The 23848-nt window shown below is 63.2% G+C and carries 22 protein-coding genes; 18 read left to right on the forward strand and 4 right to left on the reverse strand.

What is annotated here, in order from left to right:
* Positions 1 to 11 precede the first annotated feature (11 nt).
* The 13 genes from flhF (at position 12) to J3B00_RS09995 (ending at position 12003) form a co-directional block, all read left to right on the forward strand.
* Entirely contained in the window at positions 12 to 1322 is a 1311-nt protein-coding gene (flhF, locus tag J3B00_RS09935; RefSeq protein WP_209867198.1) for a flagellar biosynthesis protein FlhF, read from the forward strand.
* A 92-nt stretch (positions 1323 to 1414) separates the two neighbouring features.
* Positions 1415 to 2248, forward strand: coding sequence for a flagellar synthesis regulator FleN (gene fleN / locus J3B00_RS09940; RefSeq protein ID WP_209867200.1), 834 nt, complete (start codon positions 1415 to 1417; stop codon positions 2246 to 2248).
* Positions 2245 to 2985 (forward strand): RNA polymerase sigma factor FliA, encoded by a 741-nt coding sequence (gene fliA, locus J3B00_RS09945; protein WP_209867203.1) that lies wholly within the window; start codon positions 2245 to 2247, stop codon positions 2983 to 2985. Before fleN ends, fliA begins: the two co-directional genes overlap by 4 nt.
* 103 nt (positions 2986 to 3088) lie before the next feature.
* Positions 3089 to 3463 (forward strand): chemotaxis response regulator CheY, encoded by a 375-nt coding sequence (locus J3B00_RS09950; RefSeq protein WP_209867205.1) that lies wholly within the window; start codon positions 3089 to 3091, stop codon positions 3461 to 3463.
* 18 nt (positions 3464 to 3481) lie between these two features.
* Entirely contained in the window at positions 3482 to 4270 is a 789-nt protein-coding gene (locus J3B00_RS09955) for a protein phosphatase CheZ (RefSeq protein WP_209867207.1), read from the forward strand.
* Between the two features lie 12 nt (positions 4271 to 4282).
* Complete coding sequence (locus tag J3B00_RS09960; protein ID WP_209867209.1) at positions 4283 to 6508, forward strand: chemotaxis protein CheA; 2226 nt, start codon at positions 4283 to 4285, stop codon at positions 6506 to 6508.
* Between the two features lie 45 nt (positions 6509 to 6553).
* Complete coding sequence (locus tag J3B00_RS09965) at positions 6554 to 7693, forward strand: chemotaxis response regulator protein-glutamate methylesterase (protein ID WP_209867211.1); 1140 nt, start codon at positions 6554 to 6556, stop codon at positions 7691 to 7693.
* Complete coding sequence (locus J3B00_RS09970) at positions 7693 to 8433, forward strand: flagellar motor protein (RefSeq protein ID WP_209867214.1); 741 nt, start codon at positions 7693 to 7695, stop codon at positions 8431 to 8433. Before J3B00_RS09965 ends, J3B00_RS09970 begins: the two co-directional genes overlap by 1 nt.
* 3 nt (positions 8434 to 8436) lie before the next feature.
* Complete coding sequence (gene motD / locus J3B00_RS09975) at positions 8437 to 9294, forward strand: flagellar motor protein MotD (protein WP_209867216.1); 858 nt, start codon at positions 8437 to 8439, stop codon at positions 9292 to 9294.
* Between the two features lie 78 nt (positions 9295 to 9372).
* The gene (locus J3B00_RS09980) at positions 9373 to 10161 is read left to right on the forward strand and encodes a ParA family protein (protein WP_209867218.1); all 789 of its coding nucleotides are present in this window, start codon (positions 9373 to 9375) and stop codon (positions 10159 to 10161) included.
* Entirely contained in the window at positions 10161 to 11060 is a 900-nt protein-coding gene (locus tag J3B00_RS09985; protein ID WP_209867220.1) for a CheW domain-containing protein, read from the forward strand. Before J3B00_RS09980 ends, J3B00_RS09985 begins: the two co-directional genes overlap by 1 nt.
* A gap of 66 nt (positions 11061 to 11126) precedes the next feature.
* Positions 11127 to 11606: a chemotaxis protein CheW gene (locus tag J3B00_RS09990; protein ID WP_119143286.1), complete on the forward strand. Its 480-nt coding sequence runs from the start codon at positions 11127 to 11129 to the stop codon at positions 11604 to 11606.
* 1 nt (position 11607) lies between these two features.
* Positions 11608 to 12003: a DUF2802 domain-containing protein gene (locus J3B00_RS09995; RefSeq protein ID WP_209867222.1), complete on the forward strand. Its 396-nt coding sequence runs from the start codon at positions 11608 to 11610 to the stop codon at positions 12001 to 12003.
* Between the two features lie 237 nt (positions 12004 to 12240).
* Here the strand turns inward: J3B00_RS09995 and J3B00_RS10000 are convergent, their stop codons facing one another.
* The 4 genes from J3B00_RS10000 to J3B00_RS10015 form a co-directional block, all read right to left on the reverse strand.
* The gene (locus J3B00_RS10000; protein WP_209867225.1) at positions 12241 to 15036 is read right to left on the reverse strand and encodes a DUF6543 domain-containing protein; all 2796 of its coding nucleotides are present in this window, start codon (positions 15034 to 15036) and stop codon (positions 12241 to 12243) included.
* A 1028-nt stretch (positions 15037 to 16064) separates the two neighbouring features.
* Positions 16065 to 18869, reverse strand: a complete 2805-nt coding sequence (locus J3B00_RS10005) for a DUF6543 domain-containing protein (RefSeq protein ID WP_209867227.1) — start codon at positions 18867 to 18869, stop codon at positions 16065 to 16067.
* A gap of 58 nt (positions 18870 to 18927) precedes the next feature.
* Complete coding sequence (locus J3B00_RS10010; RefSeq protein WP_209867229.1) at positions 18928 to 19272, reverse strand: EscU/YscU/HrcU family type III secretion system export apparatus switch protein; 345 nt, start codon at positions 19270 to 19272, stop codon at positions 18928 to 18930.
* Positions 19269 to 20837 (reverse strand): flagellar hook-length control protein FliK, encoded by a 1569-nt coding sequence (locus J3B00_RS10015; protein ID WP_209867231.1) that lies wholly within the window; start codon positions 20835 to 20837, stop codon positions 19269 to 19271. Before J3B00_RS10015 ends, J3B00_RS10010 begins: the two co-directional genes overlap by 4 nt.
* Before the next feature lie 254 nt (positions 20838 to 21091).
* Between J3B00_RS10015 and ccmA the strand changes: the two genes are divergently transcribed.
* From ccmA to ccmE, 5 genes are read left to right on the forward strand one after another with little or no spacing between them, the layout of a single operon-like run.
* Positions 21092 to 21724 (forward strand): cytochrome c biogenesis heme-transporting ATPase CcmA, encoded by a 633-nt coding sequence (gene ccmA / locus J3B00_RS10020; protein ID WP_209867233.1) that lies wholly within the window; start codon positions 21092 to 21094, stop codon positions 21722 to 21724.
* Positions 21721 to 22389, forward strand: a complete 669-nt coding sequence (gene ccmB / locus J3B00_RS10025) for a heme exporter protein CcmB (RefSeq protein ID WP_209867235.1) — start codon at positions 21721 to 21723, stop codon at positions 22387 to 22389. Before ccmA ends, ccmB begins: the two co-directional genes overlap by 4 nt.
* Before the next feature lie 58 nt (positions 22390 to 22447).
* A complete protein-coding gene (locus tag J3B00_RS10030) occupies positions 22448 to 23215 on the forward strand; it encodes a heme ABC transporter permease (protein WP_209867237.1) in 768 nt (255 codons plus the stop codon).
* A complete protein-coding gene (ccmD, locus tag J3B00_RS10035) occupies positions 23212 to 23388 on the forward strand; it encodes a heme exporter protein CcmD (protein ID WP_209867239.1) in 177 nt (58 codons plus the stop codon). The genes J3B00_RS10030 and ccmD overlap by 4 nt, the downstream gene beginning before the upstream one ends.
* Positions 23385 to 23843, forward strand: coding sequence for a cytochrome c maturation protein CcmE (ccmE, locus tag J3B00_RS10040; RefSeq protein ID WP_209867241.1), 459 nt, complete (start codon positions 23385 to 23387; stop codon positions 23841 to 23843). Before ccmD ends, ccmE begins: the two co-directional genes overlap by 4 nt.
* The last annotated feature ends 5 nt before the right edge of the window (positions 23844 to 23848 follow it).

Below are 23848 nucleotides of genomic sequence, written 5' to 3' on the forward strand. Positions count from 1 at the left end.
GGTAGTGGGTTATGCAAGTTAAGCGTTTTTTCGCCGCCGATATGCGTCAGGCCATGAAGCTGGTCCGGGATGAGCTTGGCTCCGATGCCGCCATCATCGGTAACCGGCGCATTGCCGGCGGTGTCGAGCTGACGGCCGCGCTGGACTACAAGCTGTCGGCCCTGGCCCCGCGCGTGCCCAATGTCGAGCTCGAAGACGAGCTGCGCAAGACCCACTCGCGCATCGCTACCGCCCAGGCCGAGCTGAGCAACCGCACCGATACCGACGAAGGCAACCGGCAGTTGTTTGCCGGGCTGTCGCTGACCGCTTCCGAGCCGCTGGTCGAGGCGCATGTGGAGGTACCACCGGTGCCCGCCGCAGCTGCCCTGGCACCGGTTGATCCACGCCTGTTCGATGCCATGCGCGAAGAGCTGTCGGGCTTGCGCGAACTGCTCGAAGTGCAGCTCGGCTCGCTGGCGTGGGGCCAGTTGCAGGGCAACAAGCCGATGCAGGCCAACCTCTGGCGTCGCCTGCAGCGGGTCGGCCTGACCGGTGCGCTGGCGCGTGAACTGCTTGATCTGGTTGGCGAGGTCGATGAACCCCGGCAAGCCTGGCGGATGATCCTGGCGCACCTGGCGCGGATGATCGATGTGCCGGAAATCGAACCGATCGAGGAGGGTGGAGTGATCGCCATGGTCGGCCCGGCCGGCATGGGCAAGACCACCACCCTGGCCAAGTTGGCGGCGCGCTACGTGCTCAAGTACGGTGCCAGCAACCTGGCCCTGGTGAGCATGGACAGCTTCCGCATTGGCGCCCAGGAGCAGCTCAAGACCCTTGGCCGGATCCTTAACGTGTCGGTGACCTACGTCGACCCGGGCGAGTCCCTGGCCCAGGCGCTGGAGCCGCTGCTGCGCAAGCGCGTGGTGCTGATCGATACCGCTGGCCTGCAGGCCAGCGACCCGGCCCTGCGCATGCAGCTCGAGACCCTGGCCGGCCGCGGCATTGCCGCGAAGAATTATCTGGTACTGGCCACCACCAGCCAGAAACAGGTGCTGACCGCGGCCTACCACAGCTACAAGCGCTGTGGCCTGGCCGGCTGCATCCTGACCAAGCTTGATGAAACGGCTTGTCTCGGCGAAGTGCTGAGCCTGGCCATCAGTCATGAACTGCCCGTGGCCTATCTCACCGATGGCCCGCGCATTCCTGACGACCTGCACCTGCCGCGCAAGCATCAGTTGGTCAGCCGGGCGGTCAGTGTGCAAATGCAGGAAGACCCCAGCGAAGAGGCGATGGCCGACATGTTCGCTGATCTCTACCACAACTCTGGCAAGCGCGCGGGTTGAGGATGAACGAAGTGAAAAGTACCTACATCAAGGGCTTTGAGAACAGCCCTTCATGTGGCCTCGGTCCAAGCGAGACAAGGTAAAGAACAGATATGGGTAGCATGCATCCCGTACAAGTGATCGCCGTGACCGGTGGCAAAGGTGGCGTCGGCAAGACTAACGTTTCAGTAAACCTGTCCCTGGCGTTGGCCGAGCTGGGCCGCCGGGTCATGCTGCTGGACGCCGACCTTGGCCTGGCCAATGTCGATGTCCTGCTCGGGCTCACGCCCAAGCGCACCCTGGCCGATGTCATCGAGGGCCGCTGCGAGCTGCGCGATGTGCTGCTGCAGGGACCTGGCGGTGTGCGGATTGTCCCGGCTGCCTCCGGCACGCAGAGCATGGTGCACCTGCAGCCCGCGCAACACGCCGGGCTGATCCAGGCCTTCAGCGAAGTCGGCGACAACCTCGACGTGCTGGTGATCGACACCGCCGCCGGCATTGGTGATTCGGTGGTGAGCTTTGTCCGCGCCGCGCAGGAAGTCCTGCTGGTGGTGTGCGATGAGCCGACCTCGATCACCGACGCCTACGCACTGATCAAGCTGCTCAACCGCGACTACGGGATGAACCGCTTCCGCGTGCTGGCGAACATGGCCCAGAGCCCGCAGGAAGGGCGCAACCTGTTTGCCAAGTTGACCAAGGTCACGGATCGCTTCCTTGACGTCGCCCTACAATACGTCGGCGCCGTGCCGTACGACGAATGTGTACGCAAGGCGGTACAGAAGCAGCGGGCGGTCTATGAAGCCTTCCCTCGGTCCAAGTGCGCGCTGGCGTTCAAGGCCATCGCGCAGAAGGTCGACAGCTGGCCGTTGCCGGCCAATCCACGCGGACACCTGGAGTTTTTCGTCGAGCGTCTGGTGCAACCCACCAGTGCGGGACCAGTGCTATGAGTGCGAGCGGTTTCAAGATGTACAGCAAGGCGTCCAAGGACGCCCAGTACGAGCTGGTCGAGCGTTACGCGCCGCTGGTCAAGCGCATTGCCTTCCACCTGCTCGCGCGCCTGCCGGCCAACGTCCAGGTCGAAGACCTGATCCAGGCCGGCATGATCGGCCTGCTCGAAGTGGCCAACAAGTACGACGCCAGCAAGGGCGCCAGTTTTGAAACCTATGCCGGCATCCGCATCCGCGGGGCCATGCTCGATGAAGTCCGCAAGGGCGACTGGGCGCCGCGTTCGGTGCACCGCAATACCCGTATGGTCAGTGACGCAATGCGCGCGGTTGAAGCAAGAAGTGGTCGCGACGCTAAAGATTACGAGGTTGCTGCCGAACTCCAACTGAGTCTCGATGATTACTACGGGATCCTGAACGATACCCTGGGCAGCCGCCTGTTCAGTTTCGACGACCTGTTGCAGGACGGCGAGCACGAAGGGCTGCACGAGGACGGCGCCAGCGGCCAGGTCGAGCCGTCACGCGACCTGGAAGACGAGCGCTTCCAGGCTGCGCTGACCGACGCGATCGCCAACCTGCCGGAACGCGAGCGGCTGGTGCTGGCGCTGTACTACGACGAAGAGCTGAACCTCAAGGAAATCGGTGAGGTGCTGGGGGTCAGCGAATCACGTGTCAGCCAGTTGCACAGCCAATGCGCAGCGCGTCTGCGCAGCCGTCTGGGCGAATGGCGGGCACGCTGAGCGCAGTTTCGATGCAGTCGTTTCACCTTGTACCGAATTGATTGAATGCGCGCTCGGGGCCGAGCGCGTTTAAGACTGCTTGGAGGTCTAATTGGACAAAAACATGAAAATCCTCATCGTTGACGACTTCTCGACGATGCGGCGGATCATCAAGAACCTGCTGCGTGATCTGGGCTTCACCAACGTCAAGGAAGCCGACGACGGCACCACTGCGTTGCCGATGCTGCACAGCGAAGCGTTCGATTTTCTGGTAACCGACTGGAACATGCCCGGCATGAGCGGCATCGACCTGCTGCGTCAGGTGCGTGCCGATGACCGCCTCAAGCACTTGCCAGTGCTGATGGTCACCGCCGAGGCCAAGCGCGAGCAGATCATTGAAGCGGCCCAGGCCGGCGTCAATGGCTACGTGGTCAAGCCTTTCACTGCCCAGGTGCTCAAAGAAAAGATCGAAAAGATCTTCGAACGCGTGAACGGCTAAGTCACGCCAGGGGGCACCATGGAGTCAAACAATACATCGCTGGGTGAGTTCGAATCGACCCTGAAAAAGCATGCCCAGGAACTGGTCGAGAGCCTTGAGCGCGGCCGTTTTGGCGAGGCTGTTCAGCTGATTCATCAGCTTAATCAGACCCGTGACCGAGGCCTGTACCAGGAAGTCGGCAAGCTCACCCGTGAGCTGCACAGTGCCATCGTCAGCTTCCAGATCGACCCGTCCATGCCGCAGGCTGAAGAAGTCTCGCAGATCACCGACGCCACCGAGCGCTTGTCCTATGTGGTCAAGCTGACCGAGGGTGCGGCCAATCGCACCATGGACCTGGTCGAGGCGGGCACGCCCGTGCTCAATGAGCTGGCAGCTGAGGCCCAGGCGCTGAGCGCCGACTGGCAGCGTTTCATGCGCCGCGAAGTGGCTGCGCCAGAGTTTCGCGACCTGGTCAAACGGGTCGACAGCTTCCTGACACACAGCGCCGAAGGTAACCGTAAGGTTTCGGGGCACCTCAACGATATCTTGCTGGCCCAGGACTACCAAGACCTGACCGGCCAGGTGATCAAGCGCGTCACGGCGCTGGTCACCGAAGTAGAAAGCAATCTGCTCAAGCTCGTGCTGATGGCCAGTCAGGTCGACCGTTTTGCCGGTATCGAACATGACCACCAGCAGCTGCGTGCTGAAAAAGATCAAGAAAAACATCCGACTCGGGGTGAAGGTCCGCAGATTCATGCCGATAAGCGTGAAGACGTCGTGTCCGGTCAGGACGATGTCGACGATCTGCTGTCCAGCCTTGGTTTTTAGGGAGCACGTTTAATGAGCTTCGGCGCCGATGAAGAAATCCTTCAGGATTTCCTGGTAGAAGCCGGCGAAATTCTTGAGCAACTGTCCGAGCAATTGGTCGAGCTGGAAAGCCGACCTGATGATGCCGACCTGCTCAATGCAATTTTTCGCGGTTTTCACACTGTAAAAGGGGGCGCCGGCTTCCTTCAGCTCAATGAGCTGGTGGAGTGCTGCCATATCGCGGAGAACGTCTTCGACATCCTGCGCAAAGGTGAGCGCCGGGTCGACGCCGAACTGATGGACGTGGTGCTTGAAGCGCTGGACGCGGTCAACAGCATGTTCGGCCAGGTGCGCGAGCGCAGTGAAGTTACCCCGGCCACGCCCGAGTTGCTCGCGGCGTTGTCGCGCCTGGCTGAGCCGGGTGCTGCCGTGGCCGTCGTGCCGGCAGTCGAAGAGACTCCGGTTGCTGCCGCCGAGGCGGACATCACCGACACCGAATTCGAACAGCTGCTCGATTCCCTCGATGCGGTCAAGGCGCAGGCTGCTGCCAGCGAACAGTCGTTGGCCGAACCGGCCAAGGCGCTGGACGCGGTGGCTGCTGACGCTGACGAGATCACTGACGCTGAATTCGAGTCGTTACTCGATCAACTGCACGGCAAGGGCCAGTTCTCTGCTGAAGTCGCCGTCGCGCCGGCAGAGGCACCTGCAGCGGCGCCGGCCAGCGATGAAATCACCGACGACGAATTCGAAGCGCTGCTCGACCAGTTGCACGGCAAGGGCACCTTTGCCGCCGACGCGCTGCCGGCTGCGGCCGCGCCTGTTGCCAGTGGCGAACCCGCCGCCAGCGGCGATGACATCAGTGAGCACGAATTCGAGGCCTTGCTTGACCAACTGCACGGCAAGGGCAAGTTCAACGCCGACACGGTAACCGCCGAGGCGCCAGTGGCGGCGGTCGCCGCCAAGGTCGAAGCCAGCCCTGCGGTCAAGCCCGCAGCAGCCCCCAGCGCTGCAGCCGTGGCCGCTGCCCGGCCAGTCGCCCCGGCGCCGGCCCGAGCTGCGGCTCCGGCTGCGGAAAAACACGTCAGCGAAGCGGAAACCACCGTGCGCGTCGATACTGCGCGCCTGGACGAGATCATGAACATGGTCGGCGAACTGGTGCTGGTGCGTAACCGCCTGGTCCGCCTGGGCCTCAACAGTGGCGACGAGGCCATGTCCAAGGCCGTGTCGAACCTTGATGTGGTGACCGCCGACCTGCAGACGGCGGTGATGAAAACCCGCATGCAGCCGATCAAGAAAGTCTTCGGCCGCTTCCCGCGTCTGGTCCGTGACCTGGCGCGCCAGCTCAAGAAGGAAATCAACCTGGAGCTGGTCGGTGAAGAGACCGACCTCGACAAGAACCTCGTCGAGGCCCTGGCCGACCCGCTGGTGCACTTGGTGCGCAACGCCGTCGACCATGGCGTCGAAATGCCCGATGAGCGCGAGGCCTCCGGCAAGGCGCGCACAGGCAAGGTAGTGCTGTCGGCCGAGCAGGAAGGCGATCACATCCTCTTGTCGATCTCTGACGACGGCAAGGGCATGGACCCGAACATCCTCCGTGCCAAGGCCGTGGAAAAAGGCCTGATGGACAAGGACGCGGCCGAACGCCTGAGCGAATCGGACTGCTACAACCTGATCTTCGCCCCGGGCTTCTCGACCAAGACCGAGATCTCCGATGTGTCCGGGCGTGGCGTGGGCATGGACGTGGTGAAAACCAAGATCTCCCAGCTCAACGGCTCGATCAACATCTACTCGGCCAAGGGCCAGGGCTCGAAGATCGTCATCAAGGTGCCGCTGACCCTGGCGATCATGCCGACCCTGATGGTCATGCTGGGCAACCAGGCGTTCGCCTTCCCGCTGGTCAACGTCAACGAGATCTTCCACCTCGACCTGTCGCGCACCAACGTGGTCGATGGTCAGGAAGTGGTGATCGTCCGCGACAAGGCCCTGCCGCTGTTCTACCTCAAGCGCTGGCTGGTGCAGAACCAGGTGCACGAGGAGCAACGCGAAGGGCACGTGGTGATCCTCTCAGTGGGCACTCAGCGCATCGGCTTTGTGGTCGATCAGCTGGTCGGCCAGGAAGAGGTGGTGATCAAGCCGCTGGGCAAGATGCTCCAGGGAACCCCGGGCATGTCCGGCGCCACCATTACCGGCGACGGTCGTATCGCGCTGATCCTCGATGTTCCGAGCATGCTCAAGCGTTACGCCGCCCGGCGTTATTGATTTCGGTGGCGCGACCTCGCGGTTGCGCCACCTAATGGAGTGTTTATGGCAGTCAAGGTCCTGGTGGTGGATGATTCCGGTTTCTTCCGCCGCCGCGTCTCGGAAATTCTCTCGGCGGACCCGACGATCCAGGTCGTGGGTACCGCGACCAATGGCAAGGAAGCAATCGACCAGGCGCTGTCGCTCAAGCCCGATGTCATCACCATGGACTACGAAATGCCCATGATGGATGGCATCACTGCCGTGCGCCACATCATGCAGCGCTGCCCGACGCCGGTCCTGATGTTCTCCTCGCTGACCCATGAAGGCGCGCGGGTCACACTCGATGCGCTGGATGCCGGCGCGGTGGATTACCTGCCGAAAAACTTCGAAGACATCTCGCGCAACCCGGACAAGGTCAAGCAACTGCTCTGCGAAAAGGTCCATACCCTGTCGCGCAGCAACCGCCGTTTTGGCAGCTATGCCGCGCCCGCGCCGGCGCCCACTGCAGCGCCAGCCCCGACGGCAGCGGCCAGCAGTCATGCACCTGCCAGCAGTTTCGCTGGCACGGCGCCGGTGCGCACGGCTGCCCCGGTGCGGGCCGCGGCGCCAGCTGCCAGTCATGCGCCAGCGCCCAAGCGCAAGCCGTACAAGCTGGTCGCAATCGGTACTTCGACCGGCGGGCCGGTGGCGCTGCAGCGGGTCCTGACCCAGCTGCCGGCCAATTTTCCGGCGCCGATCGTGCTTATCCAGCACATGCCCGCGGCCTTCACCAAAGCCTTTGCCGAGCGCTTGGACAAACTGTGCAAGATCAGTGTCAAGGAAGCTGAGGATGGCGACGTGTTGCGTCCAGGTTTGGCCCTGCTGGCCCCCGGTGGCAAGCAGATGATGGTCGATGGCCGTGGCACGGTGAAGATTCTGCCGGGCGACGAGCGTCTCAACTACAAGCCGTGCGTGGACATCACCTTCGGCTCGGCGGCCAAGTCGTATGGCGACAAGGTCCTGTCGGTGGTGCTCACCGGCATGGGCGCCGACGGTCGTGAAGGTGCGCGCCTGCTCAAGCAGGGCGGCAGCACCGTGTGGGCCCAGGATGAAGCCAGCTGCGTGATCTACGGCATGCCCATGGCCATCGTCAAAGCCAATCTGGCGGATGCGGTGTACAGCCTGGACGAGATCGGCAAGCACCTGGTCGAGGCCTGTGTCTGATGGATGTCCTCAGCCTGATTGGCCTGATCCTCGCCTTCGTCGCGATTGTCGGCGGCAACTTCCTCGAGGGTGGCCACGTTGGCGCGCTGCTCAATGCCCCGGCCGCGTTGATCGTGCTCGGCGGCACCCTCGGCGCGGCGCTGCTGCAAGCGCCGTTGTCGTCGTTCAAGCGCGCGCTGCAGATTGTCCGCTGGATCCTCTTCCCGCCGCGGGTCGATCTCGCTGGCGGCATTGATCGGGTGGTCAACTGGAGCCTCACCGCGCGCAAGGAAGGCTTGCTCGGGCTGGAAGGAGTGGCTGACGCCGAACCCGATCCTTATGCCCGCAAGGGCTTGCAGCTGCTGGTCGATGGCGCTGAGCCGGAGGCCATCCGGAGTATCCTCGAGGTCGATTTCCTGACCCAGGAGAGCCGCGATATCCAGGCGGCAAAAGTCTTTGAGAGCATGGGTGGCTACGCGCCGACCATCGGCATCATCGGTGCCGTGATGGGCCTGATCCATGTCATGGGCAATCTGGCCGATCCGTCGCAGCTGGGCAATGGCATCGCGGTCGCCTTTGTCGCCACCATCTATGGCGTGGCCAGCGCCAACCTGATCCTGCTGCCTGTCGCCAACAAGCTCAAAGCCATCGTCATGCGTCAATCGCGCTACCGCGAGATGCTCCTGGAGGGCCTCTTGTCGATCGCCGAAGGCGAGAACCCACGCTCGATCGAGCTGAAGCTGCAAGGCTTCATGGAGTAAGCCATGCGTCGCCGTCGTCATACCGAGGAACACGAAAATCATGAACGTTGGCTGGTATCGTACGCCGACTTCATCACGCTGCTGTTTGCCTTTTTCGTGGTCATGTATTCGATCTCCTCGATCAACGAGGGCAAGTACAAGGTCGTCTCCCAGGCACTGCTGGGGGTATTCAACGACCCTGAGCGGAGCATGCAGCCAATTCCTATCGGCGATGAGCAGCCGCTCAGCGTCAGGCCGGCCGTGCCGTTGGTCAAGGACAGCGAAGAGACCGACGCCGGCCTGGCGCAGACCAGCACCGATCCGTTGCAGACCATCAGCGATGACGTACGCGATGCCTTTGGCGACCTGATCAGCGCCAACCAGATGACCGTGCGCGGCAATGAACTGTGGGTCGAGATCGAGCTCAACTCGTCGCTGCTGTTTGGCAGCGGCGACGCCATGCCCAGCGATACCGCTTTCGCCATCATCGAGAAGGTGGCCAACATCCTCAAGCCGTTCGCCAACCCGGTGCACGTCGAAGGCTTTACCGACAACTTGCCGATCCGTACCGCGCAGTACCCGACCAACTGGGAACTGTCGGCCTCGCGCGCGGCCAGTATCGTCCGCTTGCTGGCCATGAACGGGGTCAACCCAGGGCGCATGGCGTCGGTGGGTTATGGCGAATACCAGCCGGTTGCCACCAATGACACAGCCGAAGGCCGCGCGCGCAACCGCCGGGTAGTGTTGGTGATCTCGCGCAACCTCGAGGTACGCCGCAGCCTGACCGCGACCGGCAGCGCCAATGCCACACCCGATGCGGCATTGCGCCGTGCTGGCACACAAAGTGCACCGGCAACCACTGCACCGGCGGGAGGGGGCTAGCCCCGTCAAATCCCCGTCACTGAATTTCACACCGTTCCCGGCAGGGCAGGCGGCCATACCGGGAGGAAGCAGCGCACCATGAGAGTCTGGGCAGTAGCCAATCAAAAAGGTGGCGTCGGCAAGACCACCACCACTATCGCCCTGGCCGGTTTGCTGGCCGATGCGGGCAAGCGCGTGGTCGTTGTCGACCTGGATCCACATGGCTCCATGACCAGTTATTTCGGGCATAACCCGGATGCGCTGGAACACAGTTGCTACGACTTGTTTTTGCACAAGGGCACGGTGCCAGAAGGGCTGCCGGGCCAGCTGCTGCTGCCGACCAGTCATGAGCGCATCGCCTTGCTGCCGTCGAGCACCGCACTGGCGGTACTCGAGCGCCAGTCGCCGGGTCAGAGTGGCCTGGGCCTGGTGATCGCCAAGAGTCTGGCGCAGCTGTGGCAGGATTTCGACTTCGCCCTGATCGACAGCCCGCCACTGCTCGGCGTGCTGATGGTCAATGCCCTGGCGGCCAGCCAGCAGCTGGTCATCCCGGTGCAGACCGAGTTTCTTGCGGTCAAGGGCCTGGAGCGCATGGTGGGCACCCTGGCCATGATCAACCGCTCGCGCAAGCAGGCGCTGCCGTATCAGATCGTGCCGACCCTGTTCGACCGCCGCACGCAGGCTTCGCTGGGAACCCTCAAGGTCTTGCGCGACACCTACGCAGAGAGCGTCTGGCAGGGCTACATCCCGGTCGACACGCGCCTGCGTGATGCCAGCAGGGCAGGTGTCACGCCGTCGCAATTCGATGGCAAGAGCCGCGGGGTAGTCGCCTACCGCGCGCTGCTCAAGCACATGCTTACCTATAAACCCGCCCTGCAGGTGGCCTGATGAACCCAGTGCGGCAGATCACCAGCAAGCCCCAATTGGCCTTGCAATCCTACCTCGATGGTTTGCTTCAGGAGGCCACCGAGTCGTTCGACATACTTGTCGAACTACCTGCGGCAGCGCCTGGCGAAGACTTCGAAGCGGCGGTGCGCGAGGAGCAGGCGCTTGATGCCCAGCGCCAGCCAGAAGCTGCGCCAGCGTTGGCCACCCGCGCGTTCGCCGAGCCGCAGCCCAAGCTTCTCGCCAGCGTCCTGACGCCGGTTGCGCCCGCTCCGGAGCCGGTTGTCACTGTGGTCGATGCCGAGGTGGTGGCCGAGGCCAGTATTCCGGTATTGACCCAGGTGCAGGCTCCCGAGAAAGTTGCGCCCGTGGTCGATGTGCACCTGCCGTCGGCGCGCATGCCGGTACCGCCGGTCACCGCCGATGGTCGCCCGCACTGGGCAGCCGAGCCCTTCGAGTGTTTGCTGTTCGATGTCGCCGGGCTGACTCTGGCGGTGCCGTTGGTCTGCCTGGGTTCGATCTATACCCTGGCCGGCCAGGAGCTGACACCGCTGTTCGGCCAGCCTGACTGGTTCCTCGGCATCCTCACCTGCCAGGCGGGTAACCTCAAGGTGCTGGACACTGCGCGCTGGGTCATGCCTGACCGTTACCGCGAGGATTTTCGCCAGGGCCTGCAGTATGTGATTTCTGTTCAGGGCTACGAGTGGGGGCTGGCGGTGCATCAGGTCAGCCGCTCGCTGCGCCTGGACCCGAACGAGATCAAGTGGCGCAGCCAGCGCGGGCAGCGCCCGTGGCTGGCCGGCACGGTGATCGAACACATGTGTGCCTTGCTCGATGTCGCCGAACTGGCCGAATTGATCGCCAGCGGCGCCGTCAAACAGATGCACGCCAAACACCAATAAATGAAGGCCGCCGCTGTCGCGGCCAGACCGAGCACACCGCCGATGGCGGATTTTGAGGGTAGGGGAATGAAAAAGTCGTCCGCACAAGGTTCCGAAGATCCGATCCTGCAGTGGGTAACCTTCCGCCTGGACAACGAGTCCTACGGCATCAACGTCATGCAGGTGCAGGAAGTCCTGCGCTACACCGAGATCGCGCCGGTACCGGGTGCGCCGAGCTACGTGCTGGGCATCATCAACCTGCGCGGCAACGTGGTCACCGTGATCGACACCCGCCAGCGCTTTGGCCTGGTGCCGACCGAAGTCACCGACAATACCCGAATCGTCATCATCGAGGCCGACAAGCAAGTGGTCGGCATTCTGGTCGATAGCGTCGCGGAAGTGGTCTACCTGCGTCAGTCGGAGATCGAGACCGCGCCGAACGTGGGTAACGAAGAGTCGGCCAAGTTCATCCAGGGCGTGTGCAACAAGAACGGCGAGCTGTTGATTCTGGTCGAACTGGACAAGATGATGACCGAGGAAGAGTGGTCCGAGCTGGAGAATATCTGAGTTGATTTTCGAGGTTGCTGTCATCTTCCTGGCGCTGCTCTGGGCGCTGAGCCTGTGGTTCTTCCTCAACTACAGCAAACGCCAGCGCGAGCTGGCTACCCAGCAGGCACAGGGCGACGCGCTGCGCGACCAGCGCATCAAGGACCTGGCCAAGCGCCTGGACGATTATCAGAACGGCACGGTGCGTATGGGCGAGGCGCTGCATGAGTTGCGCACGGTGGTGGCGCCATTGCCGGATAAACTGCACAAGCTGGAGCAGCGTGATCCTAACGACGTGACCTTCTCCCAGGCGGCCAAGCTGGTGGGGATGGGCGCCAGTGTCGAGGAACTGACCCAGACCTGTGGCCTGACCCAGGCCGAGGCGCAGTTGATGACCAAGCTGCACCGCAGCGAATGAGATAGCAAAGGCGAACCCCGGGTTGATGCCGGTCAGTTAAGCCGTCGGGGGCTGCTTTGCAGCCCTTTCGCGACACAAGGCCGCTCCCACAATGTCCGCACTTGCCCTGTAAATAGCGGCATACACGGTCACTGTGGGAGCGGCCTTGTGTCGCGAAAGGGCCGCAAAGCGGCCCCAAAACAGGCGACCTGGTTCAACTGACCGGCATTAATTCGCGGGTCGCCTTTTTTCAAGGTGTCATGGCTTGGCCCAAGAGTTGAAGCCACCTACCCGGGCCACCCGGTCAAGCGGCAGCAATTGGGCGCGGATCGCTTTGTAGTGCTCAAGGTTGATAAAGCGCCATGAATTGATTCGAGGGAAGGCATACAGGTTGTTGATCTGCCGCATTACCTGCAGGGCGGGCAGGTGGCGGTCGACCACGTCGGTCAACAGCGCTGGGCCTGTGAGGCGGCTGAGGGTGCTGGCGTAGCGATAGAAGGCTTCCGGGTCGCTTTGCAGGGTCGGACGGGTATCGTAGAACGCCGGCTCGGCGAGGTAGCGGCTGTGCATTTCCTGAAGGATTGCCTTGAGCGTCGGGTTGTCGGCATGGCTGCCAATCAGGCTGCTGTTGTACAGGCAGTTCATGCCCATCTTTTCGTTGGACATGGGCGGGTACAGCAGGAGCCCTTCGGCGCTGGTCGCCAGAGGCACCTGATCCAGGGCTTCGCCTGGCGTTTCCTGCGCGGGGTCCGGGAGCATGTTGGCGGTTTCGCCGGGCATCAGCAGGGTATCGTCGATATCCATGTACAAGCCGCCTTCGTGGTCGAGCAAGGCATAGCGCAGGACATCCGAGGCCGAGGCGAAATTGCTCGCAGTGCCGCCATTGCCGTCAATGGCGGCGGCGTACTGGCGGTAGTTCGGGTGGCTGCGAAAACCTGCATAGAACGGTTGTTCTTCCAACGGCAGCACCGTCACCCCGGGCGCCCGGGCGCTCAGCAACTGGAGGTTCTGTTCGAATGCCGCCGGAGTAGTCTTGGACAAATAGAGGCGAAATGCGTACTGACTGCCGTTGAGCCGATCGGCATTGGTGGCGATATTGGCTATCAGGCTTTGACTGAGAACACGGTCACCTACCCAGATGCTGAGGATCTGCTTGGGGATGGGGTGCAGACTTTCACTGGGCAAGTGAGGGAGGGAGACAGGCAGCTGCAGATCGACCCCCAGCGCGCGCAGGCTGGACATGCGCATCTGGTCGGTGACGGGGCGGGAGGCGGCGTTGACCTCGATCAGGTTGAGCGAGTCTGGTGTCGCGATGTAATAGGTGGGTGCAACCTCGTTGAGATCACCTTCGGTAATGAAGGCATCCGCCTCGATATCGTAGACCATCTCCGCGTTATAACCGCCGATCATCCCCGTGAGCAGGTCAGGAGTACCGTCGTATCGCGGCGTCCTGATGATTGCGCCGGCGATACCAGGGTTACCCGCGGGCAGCGGCGCAATCGCCTCCGGCAGGTGGAAATAGTCAGCCACGTCGGCCGCGGGCAAGTGCGGCGGGGTGATGGGGCTCAATGGATAGCCAAGTTGCTCATTGACCCGGCTGGGCAGGACGAATCGATCTTGCTTGAAACGCAGCAGCACCGGCGCCTTGGACAATCCGGTGGTGATCAGGGGCGCCGCGTTGAGCAGGCCGAATACCGTGGTGGTGACGCCGTCGGCCTTGTCTTGCGCGGTTTTGCCGTGGATGGCCTGGTCCAGGCCCAAGCCGAACTGGGCGACGCCACCGAGGGCGAATATCGGCGCCAGTTCCGGCACCACCAGTGCCAGCGGTGCCAGCAGGTTGATCGCCGAGTTCAGGTAGCCCCGCCATTTGGCCTTGGTCACGTCGCTGTCGCGGGTGATGATGAAGTCGGCGTCCTGGTAGCTGCGCCGCTTGTGGCGCTTGGCCAGGGTTAGGAACAGGTCGCCCTCGATCAGCGGGCTGTAGTCCTTGGCCTTGTAGTTGATGTAGTCGGCCGGCGCCCAGATGCCTTCGGTGGTGAAGCCGGGGCGGTCGCTGTCGAGGTGGTAGGGCTTGGGGTAGCTGCCTAGCCCACACAGGGCGGTGTGCAGGCCGCTGTAACTCAGACCGTCGTCGCGGTCGGCGAGGGCAAAGTGGGCCTGCAGTGCGTCGCGGGTTGGGGCTTCACGGCACTGTTGGGTAAACCAGTCGAACAGGTGCTGTTTGTCCCTGAACTCATGCAATGGCGAGGCGTTGCCAGGGATATACAGGATTGTCAGGCCGCTGACGGTATCGCGCAGGCACAACAGGTCGGTGGAGGGGTAGCCATAAACGTTGAGCAACCTGGACTGGATCCTGGTTTTGCTGCGGGCCTTGCCTGTGCTGCTGGTCAGCGGCGGTGTGGCCAGCAGGCCACAGGCCTGCCAGACCAGCTGCCTGCCCGCGTCGCTGAGGCTGGCTTCACTGACTTGCTTGTTGCACGCGGCAAGCAGGTTGATCTTGGCCCCGATACGGTAGCTTTCCAGATTGCTTTGCCAGTAGCTGTCGAGCATCGCTTTGTAGTGTGCGTGGAAGTCGAGGTTCCAGATGAACGACTGGAAGGCCTCGGCCGATAGCGGGACATGGGTGTCTGCGCTGTATTCCTGGGTTTCGGTCTGGCGGAACAGGCCGTTGAAGATCGCGTACGGGTCGCCGTAGTGGATCAGGCCTTGACCGCGCAGGCTTGCGACGATTGTCAGGGGGGCCTCGGGAAACTGGCCGGCCCAGGGTGCACCGAGAGCGGCGCCGATCATGTTGTTGTTCGACTCGCCCTGCCAGTTGGACAACACTGCCTGGGTCAGGCTCATCTTCTGCGTGACGACCCCGACCCAGCCGCGTTGCGGGTCGTGCTGATAGTGCAGGGTGACGGCGTCGGTCTTGTCTGGGTCCAGCGCCAGGCCTTGTGCTGTGGCCCATTGGCGTATGGCATCGGCCGCCGCCCGGTCCGGCCTGGGGAAGCCGGTGAGGTTGTCGCGTACGTATTGCACACCCTTGGCGTTCACGTATTGGTTGTTCATGCAGGTCACTTTTGTCGTGGGGTAAGGCTGGCAAAGGTGGCTCGACTGGCGGACGTTGCGGGGCTATTTAATTAGGTTTTTCGCGGACTTCGGGGGGGTGGGTCTGGGTCTTGGGCTTGTGGGTTGGGCGCTTATCCATTTGATGTAGTGGCTGTGATGGCCCCTTCCGTCCTTACGGCGGGTCACTTTTTGGCAAACGCCCCAAAAAGTAACCAAAAAGGTCTTGGCTCCGTCATCCGGCCCCTCCGCTGCGCTGCGGGGTTCCCTCGCTCCGGTCTTGCTCCGGGAGGACCGCGCTGTACGGCCCATCCTGGGCCTCAGCGCTTTCCGGCCATCCATGGCCTCCACCTCCCTGCGCAAGACCTGCGCTCGGCCTCCTGAAGTCGCTGGTAGATCAAGAGCAAGATCAACAGCCTGGGCAACGGCAGGCGAATCGCTGCGCTCTCGCTTTGTTTGTTTACGAGCGGATTTGTGGGGTGCTGGCAGGGCTGCGCCCTGCGATTTGCGTTGGCAGTACCGGCCTCTTCGCGGGGCAAGCCCGCTCCTACAGGGATTGCGCCGAATTCAAAATTTGCGCAGATCCTGTAGGAGCGGGCTTGCCCCGCGAAGAGGCCCTAATATCCACCACCCATGCCACTATCAAAAACAACGCCAGACCAGGCGCCGCCCGTAACTTCGCGACTTCAGGAGGCCGAGTGGAGGTCTTGCGCAGGGAGGTGGAGGCCATGGATGGCCGGAAAGCGCTGAGGCCCAGGATGGGCCGTACAGCGCGGTCCTCCCGGAGCAAGACCGGAGCGAGGGGACCCGCAGCGCAGCGCAGGGCCGGATGCAGGAGCAGGCGGTTTTTGGTTACTTTTTTCCAAGAAAAAAAGTGACCCGCCGTAAGGGCGGAAGGGGCCAGTGGCGCCCCCACATCAATTGGATAAGACCACAATTCCCAAGCCAACCAGCCAGCCAAGCCAAGCCAACCAAGCCAATCATCTCCCCCCACAATCACTGAAGAACCCTTAATCAACCCCTCGGCGGTTTCACCCGGAGCTCGAACTCGGCAGAGCGCTGATACATGGGATCACGGATGACAGCGAGTTAGCGGCCGGCTCAGTGATCCACCAGCTGTGCGCCTGGCCCATCTGAAAGATCTGGTCCATAGGCACATGCTCGTGCAACGTCTGACTGAACCCCCGCAGATTGATCGCTCGATGCACGTCATGCAGAGGCGCAACCAGCAGATTGCAGATTTCACGCAGCTGGCTGAGCCAGGGCAGCCGCTGGTCGATGACATCGTTGAGCACGCCCGGCCCGGTAAGCAGGCTCAGTCGTCGGGAATAGGCGGCGAGGGCCGCGCTGTTGTCAGCTCGGAAGGGGCGGCGGCTGTAGAAAGTCGGTTCTAGCTGGTAGCGCCGCAGGATCTCATCGGAAATAGCCTGCAGAGTCGGGTTGCCGGGATGGCTGCCGATCACGCTGCTGTTGAACTTGATGTACATCCCCATCTGGTCGTTGGACACCGGCGGTGCCAGTAAGAGGCCGTCCGCGGAGGTCTTGAGAGGCTGGCGCAACAGCGGAAGGGGATCACGCTCCGGTCTGGCGGCCAGCAGCAATTGGTCGTCGGCATCCAGATAGATGCCACCCAAGTGGCTGAGCAGCCGATAGCGCAAGATGTCGCAGGCTGAGCTGAAATTGGTGGCAACGCCGCCATTGCCGTCGATTGCGGCCTGGTACTGGCTGAAGTACCTCGAGGTGGTGAATGCCTGGAAGAAAGGCTGCTGTTCCAGCGGCGAGACCACCAGGGTGGGCGCTCTTTCGGCCAGCAAGGCGAGGTTGTGCTGATAGGCGTCCGGGTTCAGTCGCGACAGGAACAGCTGGTAACGGTAGTCGCTTGCGCTCAAGGCTTGGGCGTTATGCGCCAGCGCTTCGAGAAAGGTCGGCCCGATGGCGCGGTCGCCTACCCAGAGGCTGGAAATGATCCGCGGGATGGCCGTAGTCGCCAGCGCGTCGTAGGCGCCAAGTTCAATCGGCAAATGCACATGGATGCCCAGCGCTCGCAGGGTTGCCATGCGCTGCACATCGCTGACCGGGTGGCTGAGGTCGGCCAGCCTGACCAGGGTGCTGCGGTTGCTGACGATCCAGCGCGGCGGTTCAGCGAGTCGCGCCTCTTCGAGCTTGATGAAGCTGTCGCTGGCCAGCTCGTATTCCATCCACTTGCCGGTTGCCTTGCCGTCCTCTTCGAACCACCCGAGGAAGCGCACGTGCAGGTTTGCATCGATGCGCGTGGCCAGCGCGCTGATCTGCGAGGACGGTATGACAGGCGCTTCACGGAAGGCACTTTCCGCGGGTGCCAGCTCGATTTCTTCGGCCTGGCTGGCGGCTGGGCTGCCGGCGCTGAGCAGGTCGCGCAGCCGGGACGGGGTGACAAAGCCGGGTCGGTACCAGCGGTAGACCTGCGCCGGGTCGGCCGCCAGGGTGGCGGCCAGTGGCAACGCGTTGAGCAGGCCGAACACCTGAGTGGTCACGGCGCTGGACTTCTCCTCCAGCGTCTTGCCGTTGAGCAGCTGATCCATGCCCAGTGCGAACTGGCTCAGCCCGCCGGTCAGCAGGACGGGAATCAGTTCCGGCACGACCATCGCCAACGGGCTGATGATGACCATGGCCGCATTCAGGTAGCTGGTCCAGCGCGCCTTGTCGATCTGGTGGTTGGTGGTGATCTGGCTGTCGGCATCTTCGTAGCTGCGTTGTTTTTGCCGTTCTGCCAGGTAGGCAAACAGATCGCCGATGATGAGCGGGCTGTAAGTCTGGGCGCGGTAGTTGACCATCTCCTGAGCAACCCAGAAGCCACTGGTTGCGAAGCCATCGTGGTTGACCGCAAGCCGGTGCGGTTTAGGGTACAGCCCCAGGCCCTTGAGTGCGGTGCGCAAACCGCTGTAGTCGAGGCCGTCGGGCCAGTCGGCGGGAGTGAAATAGCGTTCCAGTGCGACTCGCTTCGCCGGGTCCTGGCATTGCTCGGCGAACCACTGCTGCATGGCCGCCTGATCGGAAAATTCATGCAAGGGTGAGGCGTTGCCCGGCAGGTAGAGCAGGGTGAATCCGCTGTCGGCGTCGGTCAGGCAAAGGATCGAGGTCGAGGTGTAGCCGTAGACATTGAGCATCCGTCGCTGCAACGCGGGCAGCTTGCTCCGGCTCAGGCCTGCCGCCTGCCAAGCCAGGCGCTGGCCTTGGTCCGACAGACTGCCTTCCAGCACCTGCCGGTTGCAGGCCGCGATGAAGCTGATCTTCAGCGCGCGCTGGTAATGGGCGAGGCGCGCTTCCCAGAAGCGGTCGAGGCTGGCTCGGTACAAGTGGTGAAAGTGCAGGCCCCATATGAAACCCTGGAAGTCTTCGGCCCTCACCGCCAGCTTGGTCTGAGGACCATAGACCTGCGGGCTGGTGCGCCGATAGAGGCCATTGAAGATCAGGTACGCCGAGGCGTTGGACAAGGCGATTTCCGGCTCCAGGCGTTCAACCAGGGTGACCGCGCCTTGTGGTGCCAGGCCGGCCCAGTCGCCGAAATGAAAATTGCCATAGCCCTCGCTGGGCTCACCCTGCCAATTGCCGAGCAGTGCTTCGACCAGGGACATTTTTTGCGTGACGATGGCGTTTTCGCGAAAGTGCTGGCGACCTTCGCCCAGCGGTTCGTACTGGTAGTGCAGGGTGACAACGTCGATGTCGGCCGGCGCCAGCTCGATGCCTCGACCCCGCAGCCAGCCTGCCAACTGCTCGCTGGCGAGGGTGTCGGGCCGCGGGAAGTCGATCAGCGCTTCGCGCGGCAGGTGCAGGTTTTCGCTCGGTATGTAGGGCATGGGGGGATCCTGTGGGATGGAGCCGCACAGGATCGGTAGGCTTTGCCGCTGGCAGGCGTTACTTAGTGCTTGTGGTCGGTGGCAGGCGCAGCCTGTCAGGGGTGATATCGCGAGGGGGGACAGGCTCGTCGTTAAAGCCTGGCGGCACTTTGCCGCGCAGCTGCCAGGCGAAGGCGATGATCTCGGCGATGGTCAGGTACAGCGCTTCGGGGATCTGCTCGCCCAGTTCCAGGCGCGCCAGTAGCCGCACCAGCTCGGCATTTTCGTAGATCGGCACCTCATGCTCGCGAGCCAGGGCGAGGATGGCTTCGGCCAGCTCGTCATCGCCCTTGGCAGTGAGGGTAGGGGCCTGGTCGCCATCGTAGCTGAGGGCGATGGCCTGGCGTGGTTGCTTGTTGCTCATGCGGTCTCGTCCACCCAGCGTTGTTCGAGTCGGGTTCGTGGGCCTTGGGGCGGGGTGCCGGGATGGCACGCCAGGTCGCCCACCTCCAGGCCACGCTCAAGCAGACGGGCGCGCAAGCTGCCGAGTTGACTGTCGATCAACTGCGCAGTGCGTGGCAGCTCTGCCCAGAGTTGGCCAGACAATCGTCCCTGGCTCAGTTGCGCCTGGACCTGCAAAGGACCCAGCGGCGGCAGGTCGAACGCCAGTTCGATGCGCCACAGCGACTCCAGCGGATCGCGTTGCTCGCGCTGTGGGTCAGCCTGCTGTTGCGCGGTTTCTTCACGTTGCAGCTTGGCCTGCAGAGGGATGAAGTCCTGGCCGTGGCGGATCGGGATCTCGGTCTGCCAAGTGGTCTGCAGGTTGCCGTTTTCCAGTGTGCCGGTCTGCTGCAAGCTGGACAGCGCGTGGCTTTGCAGGCGCGAGATGGCCGCTGCGGCGAGGCGCAGCAGTTGTTGCAGATCAGCGTCTTGCTCGAGGTTCTGCAGCAGCCGCGAGGGCAGGGGGAAGGTCCCCGGTTGAGGGCGTGGGCTGACCCGGTCGAGCATGCCCAAGGCGCTGCGAGCCATGCCCGGGAGGACCTGGGCCAGGGTGTTGGCGGCAACCGCCGGGCTGATGACCGGATTGCCGGGGACGCCGGGCAGCGCCTGGGCGACCAGGCGGATCAACTGCGCCTTGATGTCCGGCGCGATGCCGGCGGCTTGCCCGCCGAGCAGCTTCGACTCGAGAAATCCGCCACTGTTGGACAGCGCCTGGGCCACGCCCTTGGCATCGTCCAACTGGCGTGCGTCCGGCAGGCTGGCCAACAGGCGTTCGGCCGTGGCGCGCACTTCGCCATTGCTGGCGGCAGTGCTGGTCAATTGCTGCAGCGCGTTCAAGACGCCAGTGAGCGATGCCTGGCGGCTCTGCTGGGTGGCCAGTTGCTGACTGACCAGCAGTTGCTCCTGACGGCCGCTCAGTGGCACGAAGCGCAGCGACTGATCACCTTGCACCAAGGCGCTGAGCAGGCTGCCGATGGGCAGCGGACGCGGGCTGTCGATGCTCAGGGTGGCGCCGGCCTGGCTGCTGTTGAGCAGGCTCACCAGCGAGCGGAAGCTCGCCGCCTCGCCGGGGTTGAGTGGCAGCGCCTGGCTGGTCAGGACCTTGCCTTGCAGCAGCGTGCCGATCGGTACCTGCGTGGTGTCGAGGCGGGTGAGGGTGGTGGCGTTACCGGCATTGGCCTGTTGAACCATGACGGCCAGCCGGTTGCCGTCGGTCTGGCTGAGCAGCAGTTGGCTGCCGAGGGCAAAGGGCTGATTGGCGTTGGCCTGGAGCTGGGTCTGGCTGCCGTTGGCCAGGGTCAGGCGCAACAGCAACTGGAAGTCGACGCCAATCTGTTTCAGCGACATGACTTCGGCGCGAACGGTATCGCCCGCAGCCAGCAGGCCTGGCTGCGGTTGCAGCAGGCGCAGCAGTTCACCGGTCATCGCTGCCTTGGCCGTTTGTACCGGTAGCACTGTTTGTGTGCCGAGACTATTGATTTCGGTCATGATTGTATACAACCTGTGGGGCCAGCCCTCTTGGCAGCGATTCGCCGCGTGTAATAATGCCGGCCGCGCCGCCCATCACTGCTCAGTATAACGGCAGGGCAGGGGGCGACTTGAGACACATGGCTGATATCGGTGTCGTCTGCTTCGCGGGTCAAGCCCGCTCTTACAGGGGCGGCGAAGACCCTGTAGGAGCGGGCTTGACCCGCGAAGCAGACGACACCGATGACGAGCCCTACACAGCATAAGGCGAAACCGTGACCCTCGACCTTCAAGCCACTGGCCTGGCCTGCGAACGCGACTGGCGGCTGCTCTTCGAGCACCTGGATTTCCAGCTGCGCCCTGGCGACATGCTGCAAGTCAGCGGCCCCAACGGCAGTGGCAAGACCAGCCTGTTGCGGCTGCTGGCCGGGCTGATGCAGCCCACCGCCGGGCAGATCCTGCTCAATGGCCGGCCACTCGCCGAGCAGCGCCATGCCTTGGCCAGCATGCTCCTGTGGATTGGCCATGCCGCCGGTATCAAGGATGTGCTGACCGCCGAGGAGAACCTCGCCTGGCTCTGTGCCCTGCACCAGCCGGCCAGCCCCGACGCGATCTGGCAGGCGCTCGAGGCGGTAGGCTTGCGCGGCTTCGAGGACGTGCCGTGCCACACCTTGTCGGCCGGCCAGCAGCGGCGTGTCGCCTTGGCCCGGCTGTACCTGGACAGCCCGCCGTTGTGGATCCTCGACGAGCCGTTCACCGCCCTCGACAAGCAGGGCGTCGCGCAACTCGAGGCCCATCTGGCGGCCCATTGCGAAGCCGGCGGCACCGTGGTGCTAACTACCCACCACAGCCTGGTCTGCAAGCCGTCCGCTTACCGTGAACTGAACGTGGGGCAGTGGGCGGCATGAGTGTATTCGTCCTGTTGTTGCGCCGCGAAGCGCGCCTGTTGTTCCGCCGCCCAGCGGAGCTGGCCAATCCGTTGGTGTTCTTTGCCATCGTGGTTGCCCTGTTTCCCCTGGCGGTGGGCCCAGAGACACAATTGTTGCAAACCTTGTCGCCTGGTTTGGTCTGGGTGGCTGCATTGCTGGCGGTACTGCTCTCGCTCGACGGGCTGTTTCGCAGCGATTTTGAAGACGGTTCACTGGAACAGTGGGTGCTGTCGCCGCATCCGTTGGCGCTGCTGGTGCTGGCCAAGGTGCTGGCGCACTGGATCTTTTCCGGGCTGGCGCTGGTATTGTTGGCGCCGCTGCTGGCCATGATGCTCGGGCTGCCAAGCAGTTGCCTGCCGGTGCTGCTGGCCTCGCTGCTGTTGGGCACGCCGGTGCTGAGCTTGCTCGGTGCAGTCGGCGCGGCACTGACGGTCGGCCTCAAGCGCGGCGGCTTGCTGCTGGCGTTACTGATCCTGCCGCTGTATATCCCAGTATTGATCCTGGGCAGTGGCGCCCTGCAAGCGGCGTTGCAGAATATGCCGGCGACCGGCCATTTATTGTGGCTGGCCAGCCTGACTGCGCTGGCTGTGACCTTGGCACCCTTTGCGATAGCGGCCGGCCTGAAGATCAGCGTCGGCGAATAACGAGATCTGGGCCTGCGGAGCAACCGCCTAAAGCCCAGACAACACCGGATGCACCCTGATGAAAATAAGCTGGACATGGTTTCACAAGCTCGGCTCGCCAAAATGGTTCTATGCCATCAGCGGCCGCCTGCTGCCGTGGCTGACCGTCGCCGCCATCCTCCTGCTGGCGGTCGGCATTACCTGGGGCCTGGCCTTTGCGCCACCGGACTACCAGCAGGGCAACAGCTTCCGCATCATCTATATCCACGTGCCGGCGGCCATGCTGGCGCAGTCCTGCTATGTGCTGCTGGCGGTGGCCGGCGTGGTCGGCCTGGTGTGGAAAATGAAGATCGCCGACATCGCCCTGCAGTGCGCAGCCCCCATCGGCGCCTGGATGACTGCGGTGGCGCTGGTCACCGGGGCGATCTGGGGCAAGCCGACCTGGGGCAGTTGGTGGGTCTGGGACGCGCGCCTGACGTCGATGCTCATCCTGCTTTTCCTGTACTTCGGCATCATTGCCCTGGGCCAGGCGATCAGCAACCGGGACAGCTCGGCCAAGGCCTGTGCGGTGCTGGCGATTGTCGGCGTGATCAATATCCCGATCATCAAGTACTCGGTGGAGTGGTGGAACACCCTGCACCAGGGCGCCACCTTCACCCTCACCGAAAAGCCGGCGATGCCCGCAGAGATGTGGCTGCCGCTGCTGCTGACGGCGCTGGGCTTCTACTGCTTCTTTGGTGCGGTGCTGCTACTGCGCATGCGTCTGGAAGTGCTCAAGCGCGAGGCGCGCGCCAGTTGGGTCAGGGAAGAAGTCTTGAACAGTCTCGGGCGGAGGGCCGCACCATGAGTTTCGCCTCCTTCGGCGAGTTTCTCGCCATGGGCCACCATGGCCTTTATGTGTGGTCGGCCTATGGCATCTGCCTGGCGGTGCTGGCCCTCAACGTCGCCGCGCCGCTGCTCGGTCGACGTCGCTACCTGCAAGAAGAGGCGCGTCGTCTGCGCCGGGAGAACAATCTGTGAATCCGCAGCGCAAGAAACGCCTGTTGCTCATCGTCGGCCTGCTGGTCGGTGTCACCGTCGCAGTGGGTTTTGCCCTGAGTGCCCTGCAGCAGAACATCAACCTGTTCTACACCCCGACCCAGATCGCCAATGGCGAAGCGCCGCTGGACACCCGCATCCGCGCCGGTGGCATGGTTGAAAAAGGCTCGGTGCAGCGCTCGTCCGACTCGCTGGACGTGCGTTTCGTGGTCACCGACTTCAACAAGTCGGTACCAATCACCTACCGCGGCATCCTCCCAGACCTGTTCCGTGAAGGGCAGGGCATCGTGGCCTTGGGCAAGGTCAATGCCGAGGGCGTGGTGGTGGCCGATGAAGTGCTGGCCAAGCATGACGAGAAATACATGCCGCCCGAGGTGACCAAGGCGCTCAAGGAAAGCGGCCAGGCCGCTGCCGCCGGTACGGAGCAAAGACCATGAACGCT

The sequence above is a fragment of the Pseudomonas sp. BP8 genome (assembly GCF_017875955.1).
In the GTDB taxonomy this organism is placed as follows: domain Bacteria; phylum Pseudomonadota; class Gammaproteobacteria; order Pseudomonadales; family Pseudomonadaceae; genus Aquipseudomonas.